The organism is Polymorphobacter sp. (assembly GCF_048007885.1).
Lineage (GTDB): Bacteria > Pseudomonadota > Alphaproteobacteria > Sphingomonadales > Sphingomonadaceae > Sandarakinorhabdus.
In genome coordinates this window covers 2,305,056-2,320,193 of record NZ_CP180346.1, presented here as the reverse complement: position 1 = coordinate 2,320,193, position 15,138 = coordinate 2,305,056, and the positions used below count along the sequence as shown (strand labels likewise).

Annotated in this window: 16 protein-coding genes, 1 tRNA gene and 3 pseudogenes; 12 read left to right on the top strand and 8 right to left on the bottom strand. The window is 68.4% G+C overall.

The features are described from left to right. Positions 1-57 precede the first annotated feature (57 nt). A tRNA-Thr gene (locus tag ACMVO5_RS11170) sits at positions 58-132 on the bottom strand. 161 nt (positions 133-293) lie between these two features. Between ACMVO5_RS11170 and ACMVO5_RS11165 the strand changes: the two genes are divergently transcribed. Beyond that, positions 294-944, top strand: coding sequence for a hypothetical protein (locus ACMVO5_RS11165; RefSeq protein WP_416907576.1), 651 nt, complete (start codon positions 294-296; stop codon positions 942-944). A 44-nt stretch (positions 945-988) separates the two neighbouring features. Here ACMVO5_RS11165 and ACMVO5_RS11160 read toward each other — a convergent pair whose 3' ends face one another. After that, positions 989-1,282: a hypothetical protein gene (locus ACMVO5_RS11160; RefSeq protein WP_416909388.1), complete on the bottom strand. Its 294-nt coding sequence runs from the start codon at positions 1,280-1,282 to the stop codon at positions 989-991. Here ACMVO5_RS11160 and ACMVO5_RS11155 point away from each other — a divergent pair. The 3 genes and pseudogenes from ACMVO5_RS11155 to ACMVO5_RS11145 form a co-directional block, all read left to right on the top strand. Then, positions 1,170-1,790, top strand: coding sequence for a hypothetical protein (locus tag ACMVO5_RS11155; protein ID WP_416907575.1), 621 nt, complete (start codon positions 1,170-1,172; stop codon positions 1,788-1,790). The two genes, ACMVO5_RS11160 and ACMVO5_RS11155, sit on opposite strands and share 113 nt — an antisense overlap. Further along, positions 1,702-2,139: pseudogene (locus tag ACMVO5_RS11150) on the top strand (hypothetical protein); the annotation flags it as partial. The gene ACMVO5_RS11155 and the pseudogene ACMVO5_RS11150, both read left to right, overlap by 89 nt. Positions 2,140-2,249: 110 nt before the next feature. After that, positions 2,250-3,068, top strand: a pseudogene (locus ACMVO5_RS11145) (NAD-glutamate dehydrogenase); the annotation flags it as partial. 105 nt (positions 3,069-3,173) lie between these two features. Here ACMVO5_RS11145 and ACMVO5_RS11140 read toward each other — a convergent pair. Then, on the bottom strand, positions 3,174-3,350 hold the full coding sequence (locus ACMVO5_RS11140; RefSeq protein ID WP_416907574.1) for a hypothetical protein: 177 nt from the start codon (positions 3,348-3,350) through the stop codon (positions 3,174-3,176). 38 nt (positions 3,351-3,388) lie between these two features. On the opposite strand from ACMVO5_RS11140, the pseudogene ACMVO5_RS11135 reads away from it, so the two are divergent. The 3 genes and pseudogenes from ACMVO5_RS11135 to ACMVO5_RS11125 all read left to right on the top strand — a co-directional run bounded on the left by ACMVO5_RS11135 (position 3,389) and on the right by ACMVO5_RS11125 (position 5,824). After that, positions 3,389-4,267, top strand: a pseudogene (locus tag ACMVO5_RS11135) (NAD-glutamate dehydrogenase domain-containing protein). Next, on the top strand, positions 4,171-4,422 hold the full coding sequence (locus ACMVO5_RS11130) for an NAD-glutamate dehydrogenase domain-containing protein (protein ID WP_416907573.1): 252 nt from the start codon (positions 4,171-4,173) through the stop codon (positions 4,420-4,422). The pseudogene ACMVO5_RS11135 and the gene ACMVO5_RS11130 overlap by 97 nt, the downstream one beginning before the upstream one ends. Further along, the gene (locus ACMVO5_RS11125) at positions 4,352-5,824 is read left to right on the top strand and encodes an NAD-glutamate dehydrogenase domain-containing protein (RefSeq protein ID WP_416907571.1); all 1,473 of its coding nucleotides are present in this window, start codon (positions 4,352-4,354) and stop codon (positions 5,822-5,824) included. The genes ACMVO5_RS11130 and ACMVO5_RS11125 overlap by 71 nt, the downstream gene beginning before the upstream one ends. A gap of 10 nt (positions 5,825-5,834) precedes the next feature. Here the strand turns inward: ACMVO5_RS11125 and ACMVO5_RS11120 are convergent, their stop codons facing one another. Genes ACMVO5_RS11120 through ACMVO5_RS11105 form a run of 4 tightly spaced genes read right to left on the bottom strand, consistent with a single transcriptional unit; the run spans position 5,835 to position 9,645 of the window. Next, positions 5,835-6,791: a hypothetical protein gene (locus tag ACMVO5_RS11120; protein ID WP_416907570.1), complete on the bottom strand. Its 957-nt coding sequence runs from the start codon at positions 6,789-6,791 to the stop codon at positions 5,835-5,837. 37 nt (positions 6,792-6,828) lie between these two features. After that, the gene (locus ACMVO5_RS11115) at positions 6,829-8,352 is read right to left on the bottom strand and encodes a TonB-dependent receptor (protein ID WP_416907569.1); all 1,524 of its coding nucleotides are present in this window, start codon (positions 8,350-8,352) and stop codon (positions 6,829-6,831) included. 4 nt (positions 8,353-8,356) lie between these two features. After that, entirely contained in the window at positions 8,357-8,515 is a 159-nt protein-coding gene (locus ACMVO5_RS11110) for a hypothetical protein (RefSeq protein ID WP_416907568.1), read from the bottom strand. A 44-nt stretch (positions 8,516-8,559) separates the two neighbouring features. Next, positions 8,560-9,645, bottom strand: coding sequence for a carboxypeptidase regulatory-like domain-containing protein (locus tag ACMVO5_RS11105; RefSeq protein WP_416907567.1), 1,086 nt, complete (start codon positions 9,643-9,645; stop codon positions 8,560-8,562). 144 nt (positions 9,646-9,789) lie between these two features. Here ACMVO5_RS11105 and ACMVO5_RS11100 point away from each other — a divergent pair, with 144 nt between their 5' ends. The 5 genes from ACMVO5_RS11100 (at position 9,790) to ACMVO5_RS11080 (ending at position 13,990) form a co-directional block, all read left to right on the top strand. Next, positions 9,790-10,797, top strand: a complete 1,008-nt coding sequence (locus ACMVO5_RS11100; protein WP_416907566.1) for a phytase — start codon at positions 9,790-9,792, stop codon at positions 10,795-10,797. An 84-nt stretch (positions 10,798-10,881) separates the two neighbouring features. After that, positions 10,882-11,085, top strand: a complete 204-nt coding sequence (locus tag ACMVO5_RS11095; protein WP_416907565.1) for a hypothetical protein — start codon at positions 10,882-10,884, stop codon at positions 11,083-11,085. After that, positions 11,021-11,674 carry an enoyl-CoA hydratase/isomerase family protein gene (locus ACMVO5_RS11090; RefSeq protein WP_416907564.1) on the top strand — a complete coding sequence of 218 codons (654 nt, stop codon included), beginning with the start codon at positions 11,021-11,023 and terminating at the stop codon, positions 11,672-11,674. The genes ACMVO5_RS11095 and ACMVO5_RS11090 overlap by 65 nt, the downstream gene beginning before the upstream one ends. 1 nt (position 11,675) lies before the next feature. Further along, positions 11,676-12,842: an acyl-CoA dehydrogenase family protein gene (locus tag ACMVO5_RS11085; protein ID WP_416907563.1), complete on the top strand. Its 1,167-nt coding sequence runs from the start codon at positions 11,676-11,678 to the stop codon at positions 12,840-12,842. Continuing rightward, positions 12,839-13,990 carry an acyl-CoA dehydrogenase family protein gene (locus ACMVO5_RS11080; protein WP_416907562.1) on the top strand — a complete coding sequence of 384 codons (1,152 nt, stop codon included), beginning with the start codon at positions 12,839-12,841 and terminating at the stop codon, positions 13,988-13,990. Before ACMVO5_RS11085 ends, ACMVO5_RS11080 begins: the two co-directional genes overlap by 4 nt. Here ACMVO5_RS11080 and ACMVO5_RS11075 read toward each other — a convergent pair. Then, positions 13,987-15,120, bottom strand: a complete 1,134-nt coding sequence (locus ACMVO5_RS11075; protein ID WP_416909364.1) for an NAD(P)/FAD-dependent oxidoreductase — start codon at positions 15,118-15,120, stop codon at positions 13,987-13,989. The genes ACMVO5_RS11080 and ACMVO5_RS11075 overlap by 4 nt on opposite strands. Positions 15,121-15,138 lie beyond the last annotated feature (18 nt).

Sequence of the window (15,138 nt, the reverse complement as noted above, 5' to 3'; positions counted from 1 at the left end):
GTTAGCCGCCCACCCCCTCAGGGTCCAGCCGAAAGGCCCGGGACATAACGGCAAGGCTGGTGCCGCAGGAGGGATTTGAACCCCCGGCCCCCCGCTTACGAAGCGGATGCTCTACCACTGAGCTACTGCGGCATGCGCGAACGCACGCGGCTCCTATCAGCCCACCCCGCCCTTCGCAAGCATCGCCTGCGCCGCCCCATCCCGCATGCTGGCCAGCCATTAACCGCGAAATCCACGCAAAGCCCAGCCACGCCGGCCGTCATCATAACACCAGCCCCTCGCAGGAGCCGAACATGCGCGTGACGCCCCACCCCGACAGCGCCCACCCCGACACGACCAGCCCCGACACCCAGACCCACGCTGCCGCCGACCTGCCGATGAGCTTCCTGCGCGAAGAGCGCCGCCTCGCCGGCCGCGCCCTGCAAAGCTGGCGCCGGCACCAGCGCGCCGCCGTGCCCGGCTTCGAAGCCACCAGCCTCACCGTCGCTGATCCGGGCGGCGAAGCCCTGGTGCTCGCCGCAGCCCCCGCGCTCCAGGCCACCTTCGCGCTCACCGTCGGCCAGAGCCTCGCCCGCACCACGGCCCCCCAAAACACGCTCGCTGCCGAGCTCTGCGCCGCCTGCGATCTCGTCGCTTTGGGCGGCCGGCCCATCCCCTTCGAAGCCAGCCTCAGCGCGGCGGGCGGCAGCCTGGTGCTGGTCCGCGGCATCGTCCTGCCGCTCATCAGCCCGCGCCATGACATCGACACCGTGCAGGTGGTGCTCAGCTGGCGCGAAGTGCTCAACCGTTCGGCCACAAGGCGCCTGCGCCGCGAACTCGGCGACGCCCTGCGTAGCCTCTCGGCCGACACCAGCTTCACCGCCGGCCCGGCGCGTCTGCTCCGCGACCCCTTCCCCATCACTGCCCCGCCAAGAACGCCGATGTTATCTAGCAAACATAAATAGCATTAAAGATATATTTCACTCATCACGGGCTTGCCCCGGCCCTGTCAGGGGCGCATAACCAAGGCCATGTTGCCATGTGTCCAGATCAGCCGCTCGTGACCCGCTCCACCCACCCCGCCGGCCATCAGCCGCCCCAAATGGCCCTCGCCCCTCTTCTCTTCGATCAGGCCCTGCCCGGCGAACTCGAAGGCCTTGACGCCGAGGGCCGCAAGGCGCTGGCCGCCCATGTCGCCGAAGCCATGGCAAGCCGCACCCCCGGCACCCCGGCCATCACGCTGCAACCCCTTGGCCGTAACGAGAACTCCCTCAAGCCAACGCAGCCTCGCGCTCGTCGTCATCACCGACGACAAGCCCTTTCTCGTCGATTCGATCGCCGCTGCGGTCGCCGCCGCCGGCCTTGAAAGCCAGCGCTTGCTGCACCCGGTCGTCGATGTCACCCGCAATGCCGATGGCACACTCATCAGCCTCCATGGCCGCGCCAGCGGCCCGCTCGCACCGGGCTTGACCCGCGAATCCATTGTCTGCATCACGCTCGCCCGCGCCAATGCCCGCGCCCGCGCCGATCTGCTCGCCGCCATCGCACAAGTCCTCGCCGATGTCGCCGTCGCCGTCGAGGACTCGGCGGCCGATGCTCGCCCAGCTGCGCGCCACCACCCGGGCACTCGGCGAAAACCCGCCGCCGGTCGCCCCCCACCGCGTCGAGGAGGCGCAGGCCTTTCTCGAACGGCTGGCGGCCGACAATTTCACCCTGCTCGGCGTGCGCCACTGGCCACTCGGCGGCGACCTGTCCGACCCCGATTACACCCCCGAAGACACAGCCGCCCCCGGCCTCGGCCTGCTGCGTGATCCCGGCTTCGACATCTGGGCCGATGAACCCGCACCCGCCTGGCGCGCGCTCGTCGCCAGCCCCGATCCGCTGCTCATCACCAAGGCCGGGGCGCTCAGCCGCGTCCACCGCCGCGCCCATTTCGATCTCGTCTCGGTCAAGGGACATGACGCCCAGGGCCGGGTCATCGCCGAAACCCGCTTCCTCGGCCTGTTCACCTCCTCAGCCCTTGCCGCCTCGCCGCGCCAGGTGCCGCTCCTGCGCCGAAAGGTCGCCGAAATCGTCGAGGCGCTGGGCTTCACGCCCGGCAGCCACAGCGCCAAGGCGCTGCTCCACGTCCTCGAAACCTTCCCCCGTGAAGAGCTGTTCGAAGCCAGCGCCGCCCAGCTTCAGGCCATGGCGCTCGGCCTCCTGTCGCTGCTCGACCGGCCACGCCCCGGCTGTTCGCCAGGCCCGATCCCTTCGGCCGTGCGCTCTCGGTGCTCGTCTATGTCCCGCGCGAAAGCTACACCGCCGGCCTGCGCACCAGCATCACCGACATGCTCGCCAAAGAAACGGGCGGCACCCCCAGCCGCTTCGAAGTCGAGCTGCGCTCCGAAGGGCTGGCGCGCATCCACCTCGTCCTCACCCTGCCGCAAGGGGCTGCCGCCCGCTTCGATGCCGCCGCAGAAGCCGCGCTCGATGCCGCCCTCCGCCAGCTCGTCCGCGGCTGGGATGAAGGGCTCGAGGCCGCCCTGCTACAGTCCGCAGGCCCCACCCGCGCCGCCCGGCTCAGCCTCAGCCATGGTCGCAGCTTCTCCAAAAGCTACCGCGCCCAGCACAGCCCGGAAGAGGGGGCCGCCGACATCATCGCGCTCACAGCGCTGCATGATGACAGCGGCCGCGCCGTGCGCCTCTCCCGCCGCCCCGGCGATGGCCCGCGCCAGCTCCGCCTCAAAATCTATCGCCTCGGCCATATCATCCCGCTGTCCGAAGCGGTGCCGGTGCTCGAAAATTTCGGCCTCAAGGTCATCGAAGAATTCCCCTTCGATCTCGCCGGCGGCCGGCTCGGCTGGATCCATGATTTCCTCGTCGAAGTGCCGGACGAAGCCCTACTCCAGAATTTTGCCGGCCTCGAAGCCCGCCTCGTCCCCGCCCTCACCGCGGTGCTCGGCGGCGGCCATGAAAACGACCTGTTCAACCTGCCCGTCCTCGCCTGCGGTCTCAGCCTTGAAGAGGCCAGCTGGTTCCGCGCCTGGTTCCGCTATCTGCGCCAGGCCGGCGTCACCTACGGCATCGCCACCGTGGTCGAAGCGCTGCGCCGCGCACCCGCCCTCACCACCGGCATCGCCGCCCTCTTCCGCCTGCGCTTTGCGCCGGGCGTGGCAGACCGCGCCGCTGCCGAGGCCGCCCAACGCGCGCGCCTAGAAGCCGCCCTCGCCGATGTCGTCAGCCTCGATGATGACCGGATCCTGCGCCTGTTCATCGCCCTCATCCAGGCCTGTCTGCGCACCAACGCCTTTGTCCCCGGCGGCCCCGAAGCGCTGGCGATGAAGCTCGAATCCGCGCAGGTCCCCGGCCTGCCGCCGCCCGTCCCCCACCGCGAGATCTGGGTGTCACAGCCCGACGCCTCGAAGGCATGCACCTTCGCTGCGGCCCTATCGCGCGCGGCGGCCTGCGCTGGTCCGACCGGCGCGACTGATTATCCGCACCGAGGTGCTGGGCCTCGTCAAGGCGCAGCATGGTCAAGAACGCCGTCATCGTCCCCGTCGGCGCCAAGGGCGGTTTCTATCGCCAAGCAGCTGCCCGCCGTCCGCGACCGCGAAGCCTGGTTCAAGCCGAAGGCAGGCCTGCCTACCAGCATCTTCATCCGCGCGCTGCTCGACGCTCACCGACAATCTCGATGCGACGGCCAGATCGATGCACCCGCCGATACGGTCGTGCTGCCACGATCGGCGACGACCCCTACCTCGTCGTCGCCGCCGACAAGGGCACGGCCACGTTCTCCGACATCGCCAATGCCATCGCCGCGCGATCACGGCTTCTGGCTGGGCGATGCCTTCGCCTCTGGCGGGTCGGCAAGGGCTATGACCACAAGAACATGGGCATCACCGCGCGCGGCGCCTGGGAATCGGTCGAGCGCCACTTCCGCGAACTCGGCCTCGATGTCGCAGACCGAGACCCTTCACGCGTCATCGGCGTCGGCGACATGTCGCGGCGACGTGTTCGGCAATGGCATGCTGCTGTCAGCCCGAAATCCTGCTGCTCGTGGCCGCCTTCAATCACATGCCACATCTTCATCGATCCCGCACCCGGACGATCCGCAGCAGTCTGCGCCGAACGCCAGCGCTTGTTCGACCTGCCGCGCTCGAGCTGGGAGGACTATGACTACGAGCCTGATCTCCAAAGGCGGCGGCGTCTTTGCCCGCAGTCTGCCAAGTCGATCGCCGCTCAGCCCCGAGAGATCGCAGGCGATGCTGGGCGTCGACCAGCCGAGCCGTCACGCCGAACGAGCTGATCCGCGCGCTGCTGAGGTCACCGGCCGACCTGCTCTGGTTCGGCGGCATCGGCACCTATGTGAAGGCCGACCGACCGAAAGCCAATGCCGACGTCGGCGACCGGGCCAACGACGCGCTGCGCGTCGACGCGCGCCGAGCTGCGGCGCCCGCGTGATCGGCGAAGGCGCCAATCTCGGCGTCACCCAGCGCGGCGCGCATCGAGTTCGCCCGCGCCGGCGGACGCGCTCAACACCGACTCCATCGACAATTCGGCCGGCGTCGACTGTTCCGACCATGAGGTCAACATCAAGATCGCGCTGGGCGCCGAGGTGCTGGCCGGCCGCCTCGATGGCCCGGCCCGCGACACGCTGCTCGCCGAGATGACCGACGCCGTCGCCGCCCTTGTGCTCACCGACAATCGCCTCCAGGCGCAGGCGCTCAGCCTCGCCGAAGCGCAGGGCCTCGCCGCCACGCCGCGCTTCCAGCGCCTGCTGCAAACCCTCGAAGCCCGCGGCGGCCTCGATCGCCGCGTCGAAGGCCTCGCCGATGATGCCAGCATCAGCCGCTCCGCCGCCGCCGGCCAGGGCTTCACCCGGCCCGAACTCGCCGTGCTCATGGCCTATGCCAAGATGGCGCTCACCGCCGCCCTCTCCGCCCCCGAAGCCGCCCCCCTGCTCGATGATCCGGCCCTTGAGCCCGATCTGCTCGCCGCCTTCCCCACCCCCATGCCGGCCCGCTTCGCCGAGGCCATCCGCAGCCACCGTCTCAAGCGCGAGCTCATCGCCACCGAACTCGCCAACGAGCTGGTCAATCGCGGCGGCCTGCCGCTCGCCTTCGAACTCGCCGAAGCGCGCAGCGCCAGCCTCGTCGATGTCGCCGCCGCCTTCGTCACCGTGCGTGATCTGTTCGGCATCCGCGCGCTCTGGGCGGCGCTCGATGATCCCGCCATCAGCGCCCAGCAGCAGCTCGCCCTTCATCTCCACGCCCGCGAGGCGCTCGCCACCCATATGGCCGATGTGCTGCGCTATGCGCCCGGCCGCAGCCCGGCCACCCTCATCACCACCCTCGCCGCCAGCGTCACAAGGCTCGGCGAGGCGCTCGAAGGCCTGCTCGGCCCCGAGCCGCGCCGCAGCCATGATACCGCCGCAGCCCGCCTCACAGCGCTCGGCGCGCCCGCACCACTGGCCACCCGCCTGCTCCGTCTCGAAAGCCTCGACGGCGCCATCGGCATCGGCATCATCGCCAGCGAAAACGGCCTTGATGACCTCGCGCTCGCCCGCGCCTATGCCCGCCTCGGCGAGGTCGACCGGGCTCGACTGGGCACACGCCGCCGCCAAGGTGCTGCAACCCGCCGACCCCTGGGAGCGGCTGCTCCAGTCCAGCCTCGCCCAGGGCTTCGAAAGCCTGCGCCTCACCCATCTGGCGCGGCTCTGCAAGCCCGGCGACGCGCCCGACGAAACGCTCGAAGCCTGGCTCGCCGCCAGCAGCAGCAGCGTCGCCCGCCTCGCCGCCACCATCAACCGCGCCCGCAGCAGCGGCCCCGCCACACCCGCCATGCTCGCCCATCTCGCCAATGAGGCGCGGCTGCTACTCGACTGAGCGCCAGCCCCGCCACAGCGCCAGCGCCGCGCCCAGCAACACCCCCACAAACACCGCCGCCAAAAGCAGCGGCACCGGCCTCGGCCATGAGGGAAACCGCCCCGTGACCGCAGGCGAAAACACCTCCGCCGCATAAGGCGTCGCCGCCGCCGTCAGCATCGCGCTGCGTTCCTCGGCCGCCAGCGCCTCGACCAGCGCCAGCCGTGTGTCAGCCTCCGCCGTCTGCGCCAGCTGCCGGCTCAGATAGTCGATATTGGCCGCACTGCGCGCGGCATCGGCCCGCCGCACCTCGGCATCGGCGGCTGCCACCACGGCCTCCAGAAACCGCGCCGCAAAGGCTGAGTCGCGGTGGCTGTGGCTGATCGTCACCAGTGGCGAGCGCACCGACGTCACCACCTCCACCCGATACTCGATATAATCGCGCAACCGCGCCGCATCCGGCGGCCGCCACGCCGGCACCGGCACACCAAGCAGCCCAAACAAAAGGTCGCGCGCGCCGCCAATCAGCCCCCTCCCCGGCGCCCGCCACTGGCCCGCGTCGGCATCCCACTCATAATCATAAAGCGTGCGCAACAGCGCATCGTCCGCCGCCAGCCGCGCCGCCACATCGGGCGTCGCCAGCCCGTCGAGAAAATAGCGGAACGGCGGCGCATCGCCGCTCTTGCTCCCCCCCACGCCCAGGCTCGCCCCCAGCCCGACCAGCCCGGCCAGCCCGGCCGGCCGCGGCGCCAGCCCTTCGGAAGCCGGCGCCGGATAGACCGTCATTCGCGCCGTCCATTCCGGCTCGGCGCGCCACAGATAGACCAGCACGGCGGCCACCAGCAGCGCCGCCCCCGCCGGCATCCACCACCAGCGCGCCCTCAGCGGCGCCAGCAGCCGCGGCAACAGCGGCGGCAGCACCGCCGGCTCATAGGTCTCATGCGCCCCGTCCATAAGGCCGGGCATGGCACAAGCCCGCCCGCCCGTCCATCACCCAGCAGCGTCAGAAATTCGCCGTCGCGCCGAACTTGAAGGTCCGCTGATAGGTCTCGAACTGCAGCAGCCGGCGCTGGCTCGGACCATTCTGGAACGCCGTGAAGCTGGCGTTGTTCAGATTGACCACGTTGAAGAACAGCTGGAAGTTCCGGCTGATCCGGTACTTCGCCGTCGCATCGACCTGGAACAGCGGCCGCACATAACGGTCCTGCTCGGCGCTGTCGCCCAGCTCGTCGAGAAATTCGTCGCGGTAGCTCGCCGCCGCACGCAGCGAGACCGGCCCCTTCTCATAGCCCAGCACGAAGTTCGCCGTATGCTTCGACGCCGCCGGCAGCGGGATCCGCCGCCCCAGCACATCGCCGCGCGCATTGGTGTAGGTATAGTTCACATTGGCCAGCAGCCCGTCAAAGGGCGCGGGCAACATGGTGAACGCCTGCGAATAGCTGAACTCGGCGCCGAACACCTCGGCCTTGTCGCCGTTGATCGGAATGAACGCCTCGGTGAAATCGATGCCGGCAAAGCTGCCGTCAAGCTGCCGCGAGGTCACGATGAAATCGGTGATCGACTTGTAGAACAGGCCGCCCTGCACCACCGACTGGCTGGAGAAATAATATTCCAGCGTCGCATCAAAGTTCCACGCCTTGTAGGGCCTGAGGTCAGGGTTGCCGAACTCGCCCTCGCGCTCATTGTCCTCATTTTCCTCAATCACGAAGCGCGGCGCCACCTGGCCAAAACCGGGCCGCGACAGCGAGCGGAAGCCCGCCACACGCGCCACCAGATTGTCCGCCAGATTGACCCGCAGGTTCACGCTCGGCAGGAAGTTGGTGTAGTTGCGCTCGAACTGCACCGGCGTGATGAACACCGCATCCTCCGGCAGCGGCACGCCGCCCACAAGCGCCCCTTCCTCCACCAGCTCGGTCCGGTTGCCCGACGTCTTCTGGCGCGTATGCTCGATGCGCACCCCGCCGATCAGCCGCAGGCTGCCCGTGTCATAGCGGCCCTGCACATAGCCCGCGTAAATGTCTTCCTCGGCCCGGAAGCTCTCGTTGTTCGAGACAAAAGTGCTCTCAAGGTCGTTGCGCTCAAACGCACTGTCCGGCGTGGCAGCGGCAAAGGCACGAACAGCGCCAAGGTCGGGCGTCGGGTTGATGTCGGCCAGCGAATAGGTCTGGCTGCCCAGCACATCGGCCAGCGTCAGCCCGCCATCCACATCCTCGAACAGGTCGATGATGAAGTCCTGCCGCTTGGTGCGCAGCCGCACCTTGCCGCCAAACTTCAGCTCCAGATCGCCGCCCGACAGCGCAATGTCACGCGCCACATCGGTGCGGAAGCTCCACTCCTTGTCCTTGGCGTCCTCGCGCGTCGTGCGCTCAAGCAGCGTCAGGCCATAGCTGCTGGCATCCAGAAAACCGGCCTCGCCAAAATCGATCCCATAGCGCGGCACCTGCAAGTCCGAATAATCGACCGTCACCCCCAGCGCGCCGGGCGTCCTGGAACCGCCGCTGAAAACGGATCGGATCGATCGAACCATTCTCCTACTGGTCGGCATAGGACCAGGCGACGTCATAAACGATCGTCCACGGCCCGGTCTCGGTCTTGCCGCCCGCTGAAATCGTCGCGATCGACTGCACCTCGCGCCGGTCCTTCAAGTCGCGGCGCACCTGAATGCGCCCATCGGCGCTGTCAAAGCTCACCACATCGCCCGACGCGCTCGCCGGCGCCTCGTCAAAGCCGAAGATCAGCCGGCGACGCAGCTCGGTGTCATCAAACTTCGAATACAGGCCCCGCAGATAAAGGGTGGTGCCATCGCTCGGCCGCCAGTCAAGGCTGAGGTTGCCGCCCAGCGCACCCGCTGCACGTCATAATCGCGATATTCCAGATCTTCCGCATAATCGACGCCATTGTCGCTCGTCGTCCAGCCATCGGCCTCAACGTTATCGGTGGCAAAGCGCCGCCGGTTCCAGCTCGCGCCCCCGGCAATGCCGAAATCCTCGGTGATCGGCTGCGAAAAATTGGCCGAGAACTTCGGCGACCATTGGTCGGCAAGCTGGTTGTAATCGCCCTGCCCGGTCACCGCGACAAAGCCCTTCTTGCGGTCAAAGGCGCTCGTCGTCCTGATGTCGAGCGAGCCACCAATGGTGTCGCCGTCCATGTCCGGCGTCAGCGACTTCTTGATCTCGATCGACTCGATCAGCTCATTGGGCACCACGTCGAGCGCCACCGAACGCTCGTCGCCGCCAGTCGCCAGCACGCGGTTGCCATTGATGCTGGCCGAGTTCAGGTCAGGCGAAAGCCCGCGCACCGAGACAAACCGCCCTTCGCCCTGGTCGTTGAGCACGTTGATGCCCGGCGCCCGGCGCAGCGATTCCGCCACATTCTGGTCGGGAAACTGGCCAATCGAATCGCGCGTCAGCACCGTCGTCACCGTGTCCGACGCCCGCTGCCGCGAGATCGACGAGAGCAGGGTCGCCTGCTGACCGACAACAAGGATCAGCGATTCCTCCGCCCCCACCGGCGCCAGCGCAAAGGCCAGTTCGCGCGTGCCCCCGTCGGTCACAATCACGTCCTGCGTCTGGCTGGTCGCACCCGCAAACGACACCGAAACCGTGTAGGTGCCGGCCGGCAGGTTGGTGAAGCGGAACCGCCCCGCCGCATCCACCTGCGTCACCCGGCCCAGCGCATCGATCCGCACTTCCGCGCCCTGCAGCGGCCGGGTGCCGCTATTGTCGACCACGGTGCCATTCACCGTATTGGCCAGCGCCGGCGCCGACACCGCGGCAAGGGCAAAGGCAAGCGCGCGCAGGCTGGTGCGTGTGTCGAACATAGATAAATCTCCCTTTTGTCAGGGCGCAGATGCCGCGCACGCATGACAGAGCCGAGACAAAATCATGACAATCGCGTGAAGGTCTTGCGTCCGCGCCGCACTGTCACCATCCTGCAACACGTCTGTTTTCACAAAGAGCGCCCCATGCCCCACCGCCCCCTGCTCCTCTCGCTCGCGCTCCTCGCCGCCTGCGCCCCGCGCTCCTCGGTGCCGCCCGCGCCCACCCTCAACGTCCCGGCCAGCGGCGAAACCGCCCCCGTCGGCACCAGCAATGCCGACGCTGCCGATGATCCCGCCATCTGGCGCAATCCCGAAAACCCCGCCGCCAGCCTGATCATCGGCACCGACAAGAAGGCCGGCCTCTATGTCTATGGCCTCGACGGCAAGGTCCGCGATTTCCTCGACGCTGGCCGCGTCAACAATGTCGACCTCGCCGATGTCGATGGCCGCCTCATCCTCGGCGCCTCCGACCGCAACGACGAAGCCAACGCCGCCGTCGCCCTCTTCGCCCTCGATCCCGACACCGCCAAGCTCACCGCACTCGGCACCGTCCCCGCCGGCCTCGGCGAGGCGTACGGCTTCTGCTTCACCCCCGGCAGCGCGCCCTTGAATGGCTTCATCGTCCTCAAGGACGGCACCATCAACCAGCTCGTCTTCGATCTCGCCGGCCCGCCCACGGCCCGCATCGTGCGCACCCTCAAGGTCGAAACCCAGGCCGAAGGCTGCATCGTCGACGCCGCCAGCGGCCAGCTCTATGTCGCCGAGGAAGACGCCGGCATCTGGCGCTTCGACGCCGCCACCGATGGCGCCACCGCACCAACCCCCGTCGCCATGGTCGACGGCACCCGCCTCGTCGATGATGTCGAAGGCCTCGCCGTCGCCGATGGCTATCTCATCGCCTCCAGCCAGGGCGACAATGCCTATGCCGTCTACCGTCTCGCCGATCACCGCTACATGGGCCGCTTCCGCATCAGCCCCGGCCGCTACGGCGCCACGCAGGAGACCGACGGCATCGAAGTCATCGCCGGCGATTTCGGCCCCGATTACCCGCAGGGCCTGATGGTCGCGCAAGACGGCGAAAACCCCCCGTTCGCGCAAAACTTCAAGCTCGTCAGCTGGGCCGCCATCAAACAGGCCCTCAAGCTCGACTGACCGCCGGCGCGGCAAATTTGCCAGCTTGCCCCCGCCCGCCGCCCAGCCCAGTATGGGCATGCAAGCGACGCCCGGGAGTGATGAATGTTCGACAATTACGAGCGGTTCAAATTCAGCCGCGACGGCCGCGTCCTTACCGCCACCATCGCCGCCCCCGGCCCGGTCAACGGCGTCGACGCCCGCCTCCACGATGAGCTCGCCCGCGTCTTCACCGATCTCCAGCATGACAGCGAGTTCCGACATCATCATCCTCACCGGCCATGGCCGGGCCTTTTCGGCGGGCGGTGATTTCGACTGGTTCGCCGAGCAGATCGCCGACCCCAGAATGTTCCGCGACATCGGCTGGGATGCCAAGCGCATCGTCACCTCGCTCCTCGATATCGAAAAGCCGGTCATCTGCCGCCTCAACGGCGCCGCTGCCGGGCTGGGCGCCACCATCGCACTTCTCTGCGACATCATCATCGCCGATGAAAACGCACTCATCGGCGATCCCCATGTCAAGGTCGGCCTCGTCGCCGGCGACGGCGGCGCCGTCATCTGGCCCCAGCTCATCGGCTATGCCCGCGCCAAGGAATATCTGATGACCGGGGACCTGCTCAAAGCATCCGAAGCCGCCCGCATCGGCCTCATCAACCACGCCGTCCCTAGCGAGCAGCTCGATGCCAAGGTCGCCGAAATCGTCGCCAAGCTGCAGGCCAATCCGCGCTGGGCCGTGCGCTGGACCAAGACCATCACCAACCAGCCCCTCAAGGCCGCCGTCGCCCAGATGATGGACGCCAGCATCGCCTATGAAATGATGTCCAACATGACCGCCGACCGCGCCGAAGCCGTCGCCGCCATGCGCGAAAAGCGCAAACCCAACCTCACAGGCGAATGAGATGAGCTTCCAGACCTTCACCGACGAACCCGCCCATGTCCAGCAGCTGCGCGACACGGTCGAAAGGTTCATCGCCGCCCACGCCCCGCGCGACGCCCGCCAACAGTGGGACCGGGACAGCCGCTGGCCGCGCGACGTCTATGCCGAGCTGAACAAGCTCGGCCTCACCGCGCTCACCGTGCCGGAAGAATATGGCGGCGCGGGGCAGGATATCGTCGCCGCCATCGCCGTCATTGAGGAGCTTTCCCGCGCCGGCCCCTGCCTCGCCGCCCCCTATATCCACACCGCCTTCTACGGCGGCATGAACCTCTCCGAAAACGGCTCGCCACAGCAAAAGGCCACCTTCCTTCCGGCGCTGGCCCGCGGCGAGCTGTTCTTCGCCTATGGCCTCTCCGAGCCCGATGTCGGCGGTGATCTCGCCAGCGTCGCCACCCGCGCCCGGATCGAGGGCGACGACGTCGTCATCACCGGCGCCAAGCGCTGGTGCACGGGCGCCGACTGGTGCCACCAGATCTACACGCTGGTCCGCTCCGGCCCAGCCGAAGACCGCTACAAGAACCTCAGCTTTATCCTCATCCCCACCGATGCCCCCGGCGTCTCGATGCAGCCCATCCACCACGCCAATCTCCGCTACACCGCCTCGATGGACGTCTATTTCGACGAAGTCCGGCTGCCAAAGACCGCCATCGTCGGCGGCGAAGGCAATTGGAACCAGGGCTGGAAGCTGCTCGCCGGCCGCGCCCTTGATGTCGAAAAGCTCGAAATCAGCGCCGTCGCCCTCGGCATTGCGCGCGCCGCCCTCGATGAAGCCTGGGACTATGCGCAAAACCGCAAGCAGTTCGGCAAGACCATCAGCCAGCACCAGTCGGTCCGCCACAAGCTCGTCACCGCGCGGACAAAGCTGCAGGCCGCCCGCCACATGCTCTACCACGCCGCCTGGCTCGCCAATGAAGGCCGCCGCTGCTCCATCGAAACCAGCATGGCCAAGCTGTTCATCGCCGATACCGGCGTCGAGATCGCCCTCACCTGCCAGCAGGTGCTCGGCGCCTATGGCCTCTCCGATGCCTTCGAGACCGAGCGTCACGTCCGCGATCTGCTCGGCATGCCCATCGTCGGCGGCTCGTCCGACATGCAGCGCAACAATCTCGCCAGCCTGATGAAGCTATGACCAGCCTGCTCGACAACGCCCGCGATCTCGCCCCCACCGTCGCCGCCCGCGCCGCCGAGGCCGAGACCGCACGCCGCCTGCCGGCCGATCTCGCCCGCGAGCTGGCGCTCGCCGGCCTGTTCCGCATGACCGTGCCAGCCGAATATGGCGGCGGCGAAACCACCGCCCAGACCTTCTTCGATGTCATCGAGACCATCGGCGCCGCCGATGCCGCCGCCGGCTGGTGCACGATGATCGCCAGCACCAGCGCGCTCGCCGCCGCCTGGCTGCCGCGCCACCACGCCGAGGCCATGTTCTCCGATCCCGCCGGCATCTCCGGCGGCGTCTTCGCGCCGCTGGGCAAGGCCCAGTCAGACGGGGACAGTTACATCGTCTCGGGCCGCTGGGCCTGGGCATCGGGCTCGGCCAATTGCCAATGGCTGCTCGGCGGCGCCATGATCTTCGATGACGGCGAGCTTCGCAAACTCCCGAATGGCGCGCCCGATCACCGCATGATGTTCTTCAACGCCAAAGACGTCGCCCTGATCGATACCTGGGAAGCCTCGGGCCTGCGCGGCACCGGCTCGGGCGACATGGCGGTCGAGAATGTCGCCATCCCCGCCGACCGCTCAGTCTCCTTCCTCACTGACACGCCCTTGAGCAAGGCCCCGCTCCATCTCTTCCCGCCCTTCGGCCTGCTCGCGCTCGGCATCGCCGCGGTGGCCAGCGGCAATGCGCGCGCTGCACTCGATGACGTCAAGGCGCTCGCCACCGCCAAAAAGGCGCAAGGCTCCAGCCGCACGCTCGCCGAACGCGGCACCGTGCAAGCCGAATATTCCCAAATCGACGCCGCCCTCGAAGCCGCCCGCGCGCTCGCCCGAAATGCCATCGCCGCCGCCTGGGCCGAGGCCGAGACCGGCCAGCCCATCGGCCTTGAAGCCCGCGCGCGCCTGCGCCAGGCCGCCACCCACCTCACCCGCACCGCCGCCAAAGTCACCGCCGCCGCCTATGACATCGCCGGCGGCACCGCCGTCTACAGCAAGCACCCGCTCCAGCGCCGCTTCCGCGATGCCCATGTCGCCACCCAGCACATCATGGTGAGCCCGCCAACATGGGAGCTCACCGGCCGCGTCGCGCTCGGCCTGCCCACGGATGCCGCCACGCTCTAGCGCGCCGCAATCGCCTCGCCCGCCGCCCAGCCGCTCGCCCAGGCCCATTGAAAATTATAGCCGCCCAGCCAGCCGGTCACATCCACCGCCTCGCCAATCGCATATAGCCCCGGCACGCGGCTCGCCTCCATCGTTTTCGAGGATAGCCCGGCCGTCGCAATCCCGCCCACCGTCACCTCCGCCTTGGCAAAGCCTTCGCTGCCACTGGGCCGGAACGACCAGTCCGCCAGCCGCGCCTCGGCCATGCCAAGCAACCGGTCCGACATCGAGTTGAGCTCGCCCCAAAGGTCCAGCCGCTCCGCCAGCGTGTCGGCCAGCCGCTCGGGCAACATGGTGGCCAAAAGCCCCTTCAGCGAAAGCCGGGGCCGCGCCCGCTTCGCCGCCACCATCCAGCCGGGTGCGGCATCCGGCAGAAAGTCGATGGCAATGCTCTCCCCATTCCGCCAATAGCTCGACACCTGCAAAATCGCCGGGCCCGACAGCCCGCGGTGGGTAAACAGCGCCGCCTCGCGAAACGCCGCCTTCCCCGCCCGCGCCACCACATCCGCCGCCACGCCCGCCAGCTCGCGAAACAACAGCTGGTCGCCCGCCAGCGTCAGCGGCACCAGCGCCGGCCGCGGCTCCACCACCGACAGGCCAAAGCGCCGCGCCAGCCCATAGGCAAAATCCGTCGCCCCCAGCTTGGGGATCGACGGCCCGCCGGTCGCAATCACCAGCGCCGGCGCCGAAACGCTGCGCGCCCCCACCTCAACCCGGAACCGCCCATCGGCGTGGCTCACCTCGCGCACCGGCGCCCCCAGCGCCGTCTCCACGCCGCCCGCCGCCGCTTCCCCCAAGAGCATCTCGACAATCGCGCGCGCCGAGCCATCGCAAAACAGCTGCCCCAGCGTCTTCTCATGATAGGCAATGCCATGCTTCTCGACGAGCGCGATGAAGTCCGCCGGCTGATAGCGCCCCAGCGCCGACTTGGCGAAATGCGGATTGGCCGAAAGATAGCGCTCAGCCACCGCCCCCACATTGGTGAAGTTGCAGCGCCCGCCGCCCGAAATCAGAATCTTCGCCCCCAGCTGCGCCGCATGGTCCACCACCAGCACCCGCTTGCCGCGCTGCCCGGCGGTCGCCGCACACATCAGCCCGGCGCCGCCCCC

Excerpts from the sequence above, each read along its gene's own strand:
- ACMVO5_RS11165 (WP_416907576.1), top strand. The coding sequence starts at position 294 with ATGCGCGTGACGCCCCACCCCGACAGCGCCCACCCCGACACGACCAGC.
- ACMVO5_RS11155 (WP_416907575.1), top strand. The coding sequence starts at position 1,170 with ATGTCGCCGAAGCCATGGCAAGCCGCACCCCCGGCACCCCGGCCATCA.
- ACMVO5_RS11160 (WP_416909388.1), bottom strand. The coding sequence starts at position 1,282 with ATGACGACGAGCGCGAGGCTGCGTTGGCTTGAGGGAGTTCTCGTTACG.
- ACMVO5_RS11125 (WP_416907571.1), top strand. The coding sequence starts at position 4,352 with ATGCCGACGTCGGCGACCGGGCCAACGACGCGCTGCGCGTCGACGCGC.
- ACMVO5_RS11120 (WP_416907570.1), bottom strand. The coding sequence starts at position 6,791 with ATGCCCGGCCTTATGGACGGGGCGCATGAGACCTATGAGCCGGCGGTG.
- ACMVO5_RS11115 (WP_416907569.1), bottom strand. The coding sequence starts at position 8,352 with ATGGTTCGATCGATCCGATCCGTTTTCAGCGGCGGTTCCAGGACGCCC.
- ACMVO5_RS11105 (WP_416907567.1), bottom strand. The coding sequence starts at position 9,645 with ATGTTCGACACACGCACCAGCCTGCGCGCGCTTGCCTTTGCCCTTGCC.
- ACMVO5_RS11100 (WP_416907566.1), top strand. The coding sequence starts at position 9,790 with ATGCCCCACCGCCCCCTGCTCCTCTCGCTCGCGCTCCTCGCCGCCTGC.
- ACMVO5_RS11095 (WP_416907565.1), top strand. The coding sequence starts at position 10,882 with ATGTTCGACAATTACGAGCGGTTCAAATTCAGCCGCGACGGCCGCGTC.
- ACMVO5_RS11090 (WP_416907564.1), top strand. The coding sequence starts at position 11,021 with ATGACAGCGAGTTCCGACATCATCATCCTCACCGGCCATGGCCGGGCC.
- ACMVO5_RS11085 (WP_416907563.1), top strand. The coding sequence starts at position 11,676 with ATGAGCTTCCAGACCTTCACCGACGAACCCGCCCATGTCCAGCAGCTG.
- ACMVO5_RS11080 (WP_416907562.1), top strand. The coding sequence starts at position 12,839 with ATGACCAGCCTGCTCGACAACGCCCGCGATCTCGCCCCCACCGTCGCC.
- ACMVO5_RS11075 (WP_416909364.1), bottom strand. The coding sequence starts at position 15,120 with ATGTGTGCGGCGACCGCCGGGCAGCGCGGCAAGCGGGTGCTGGTGGTG.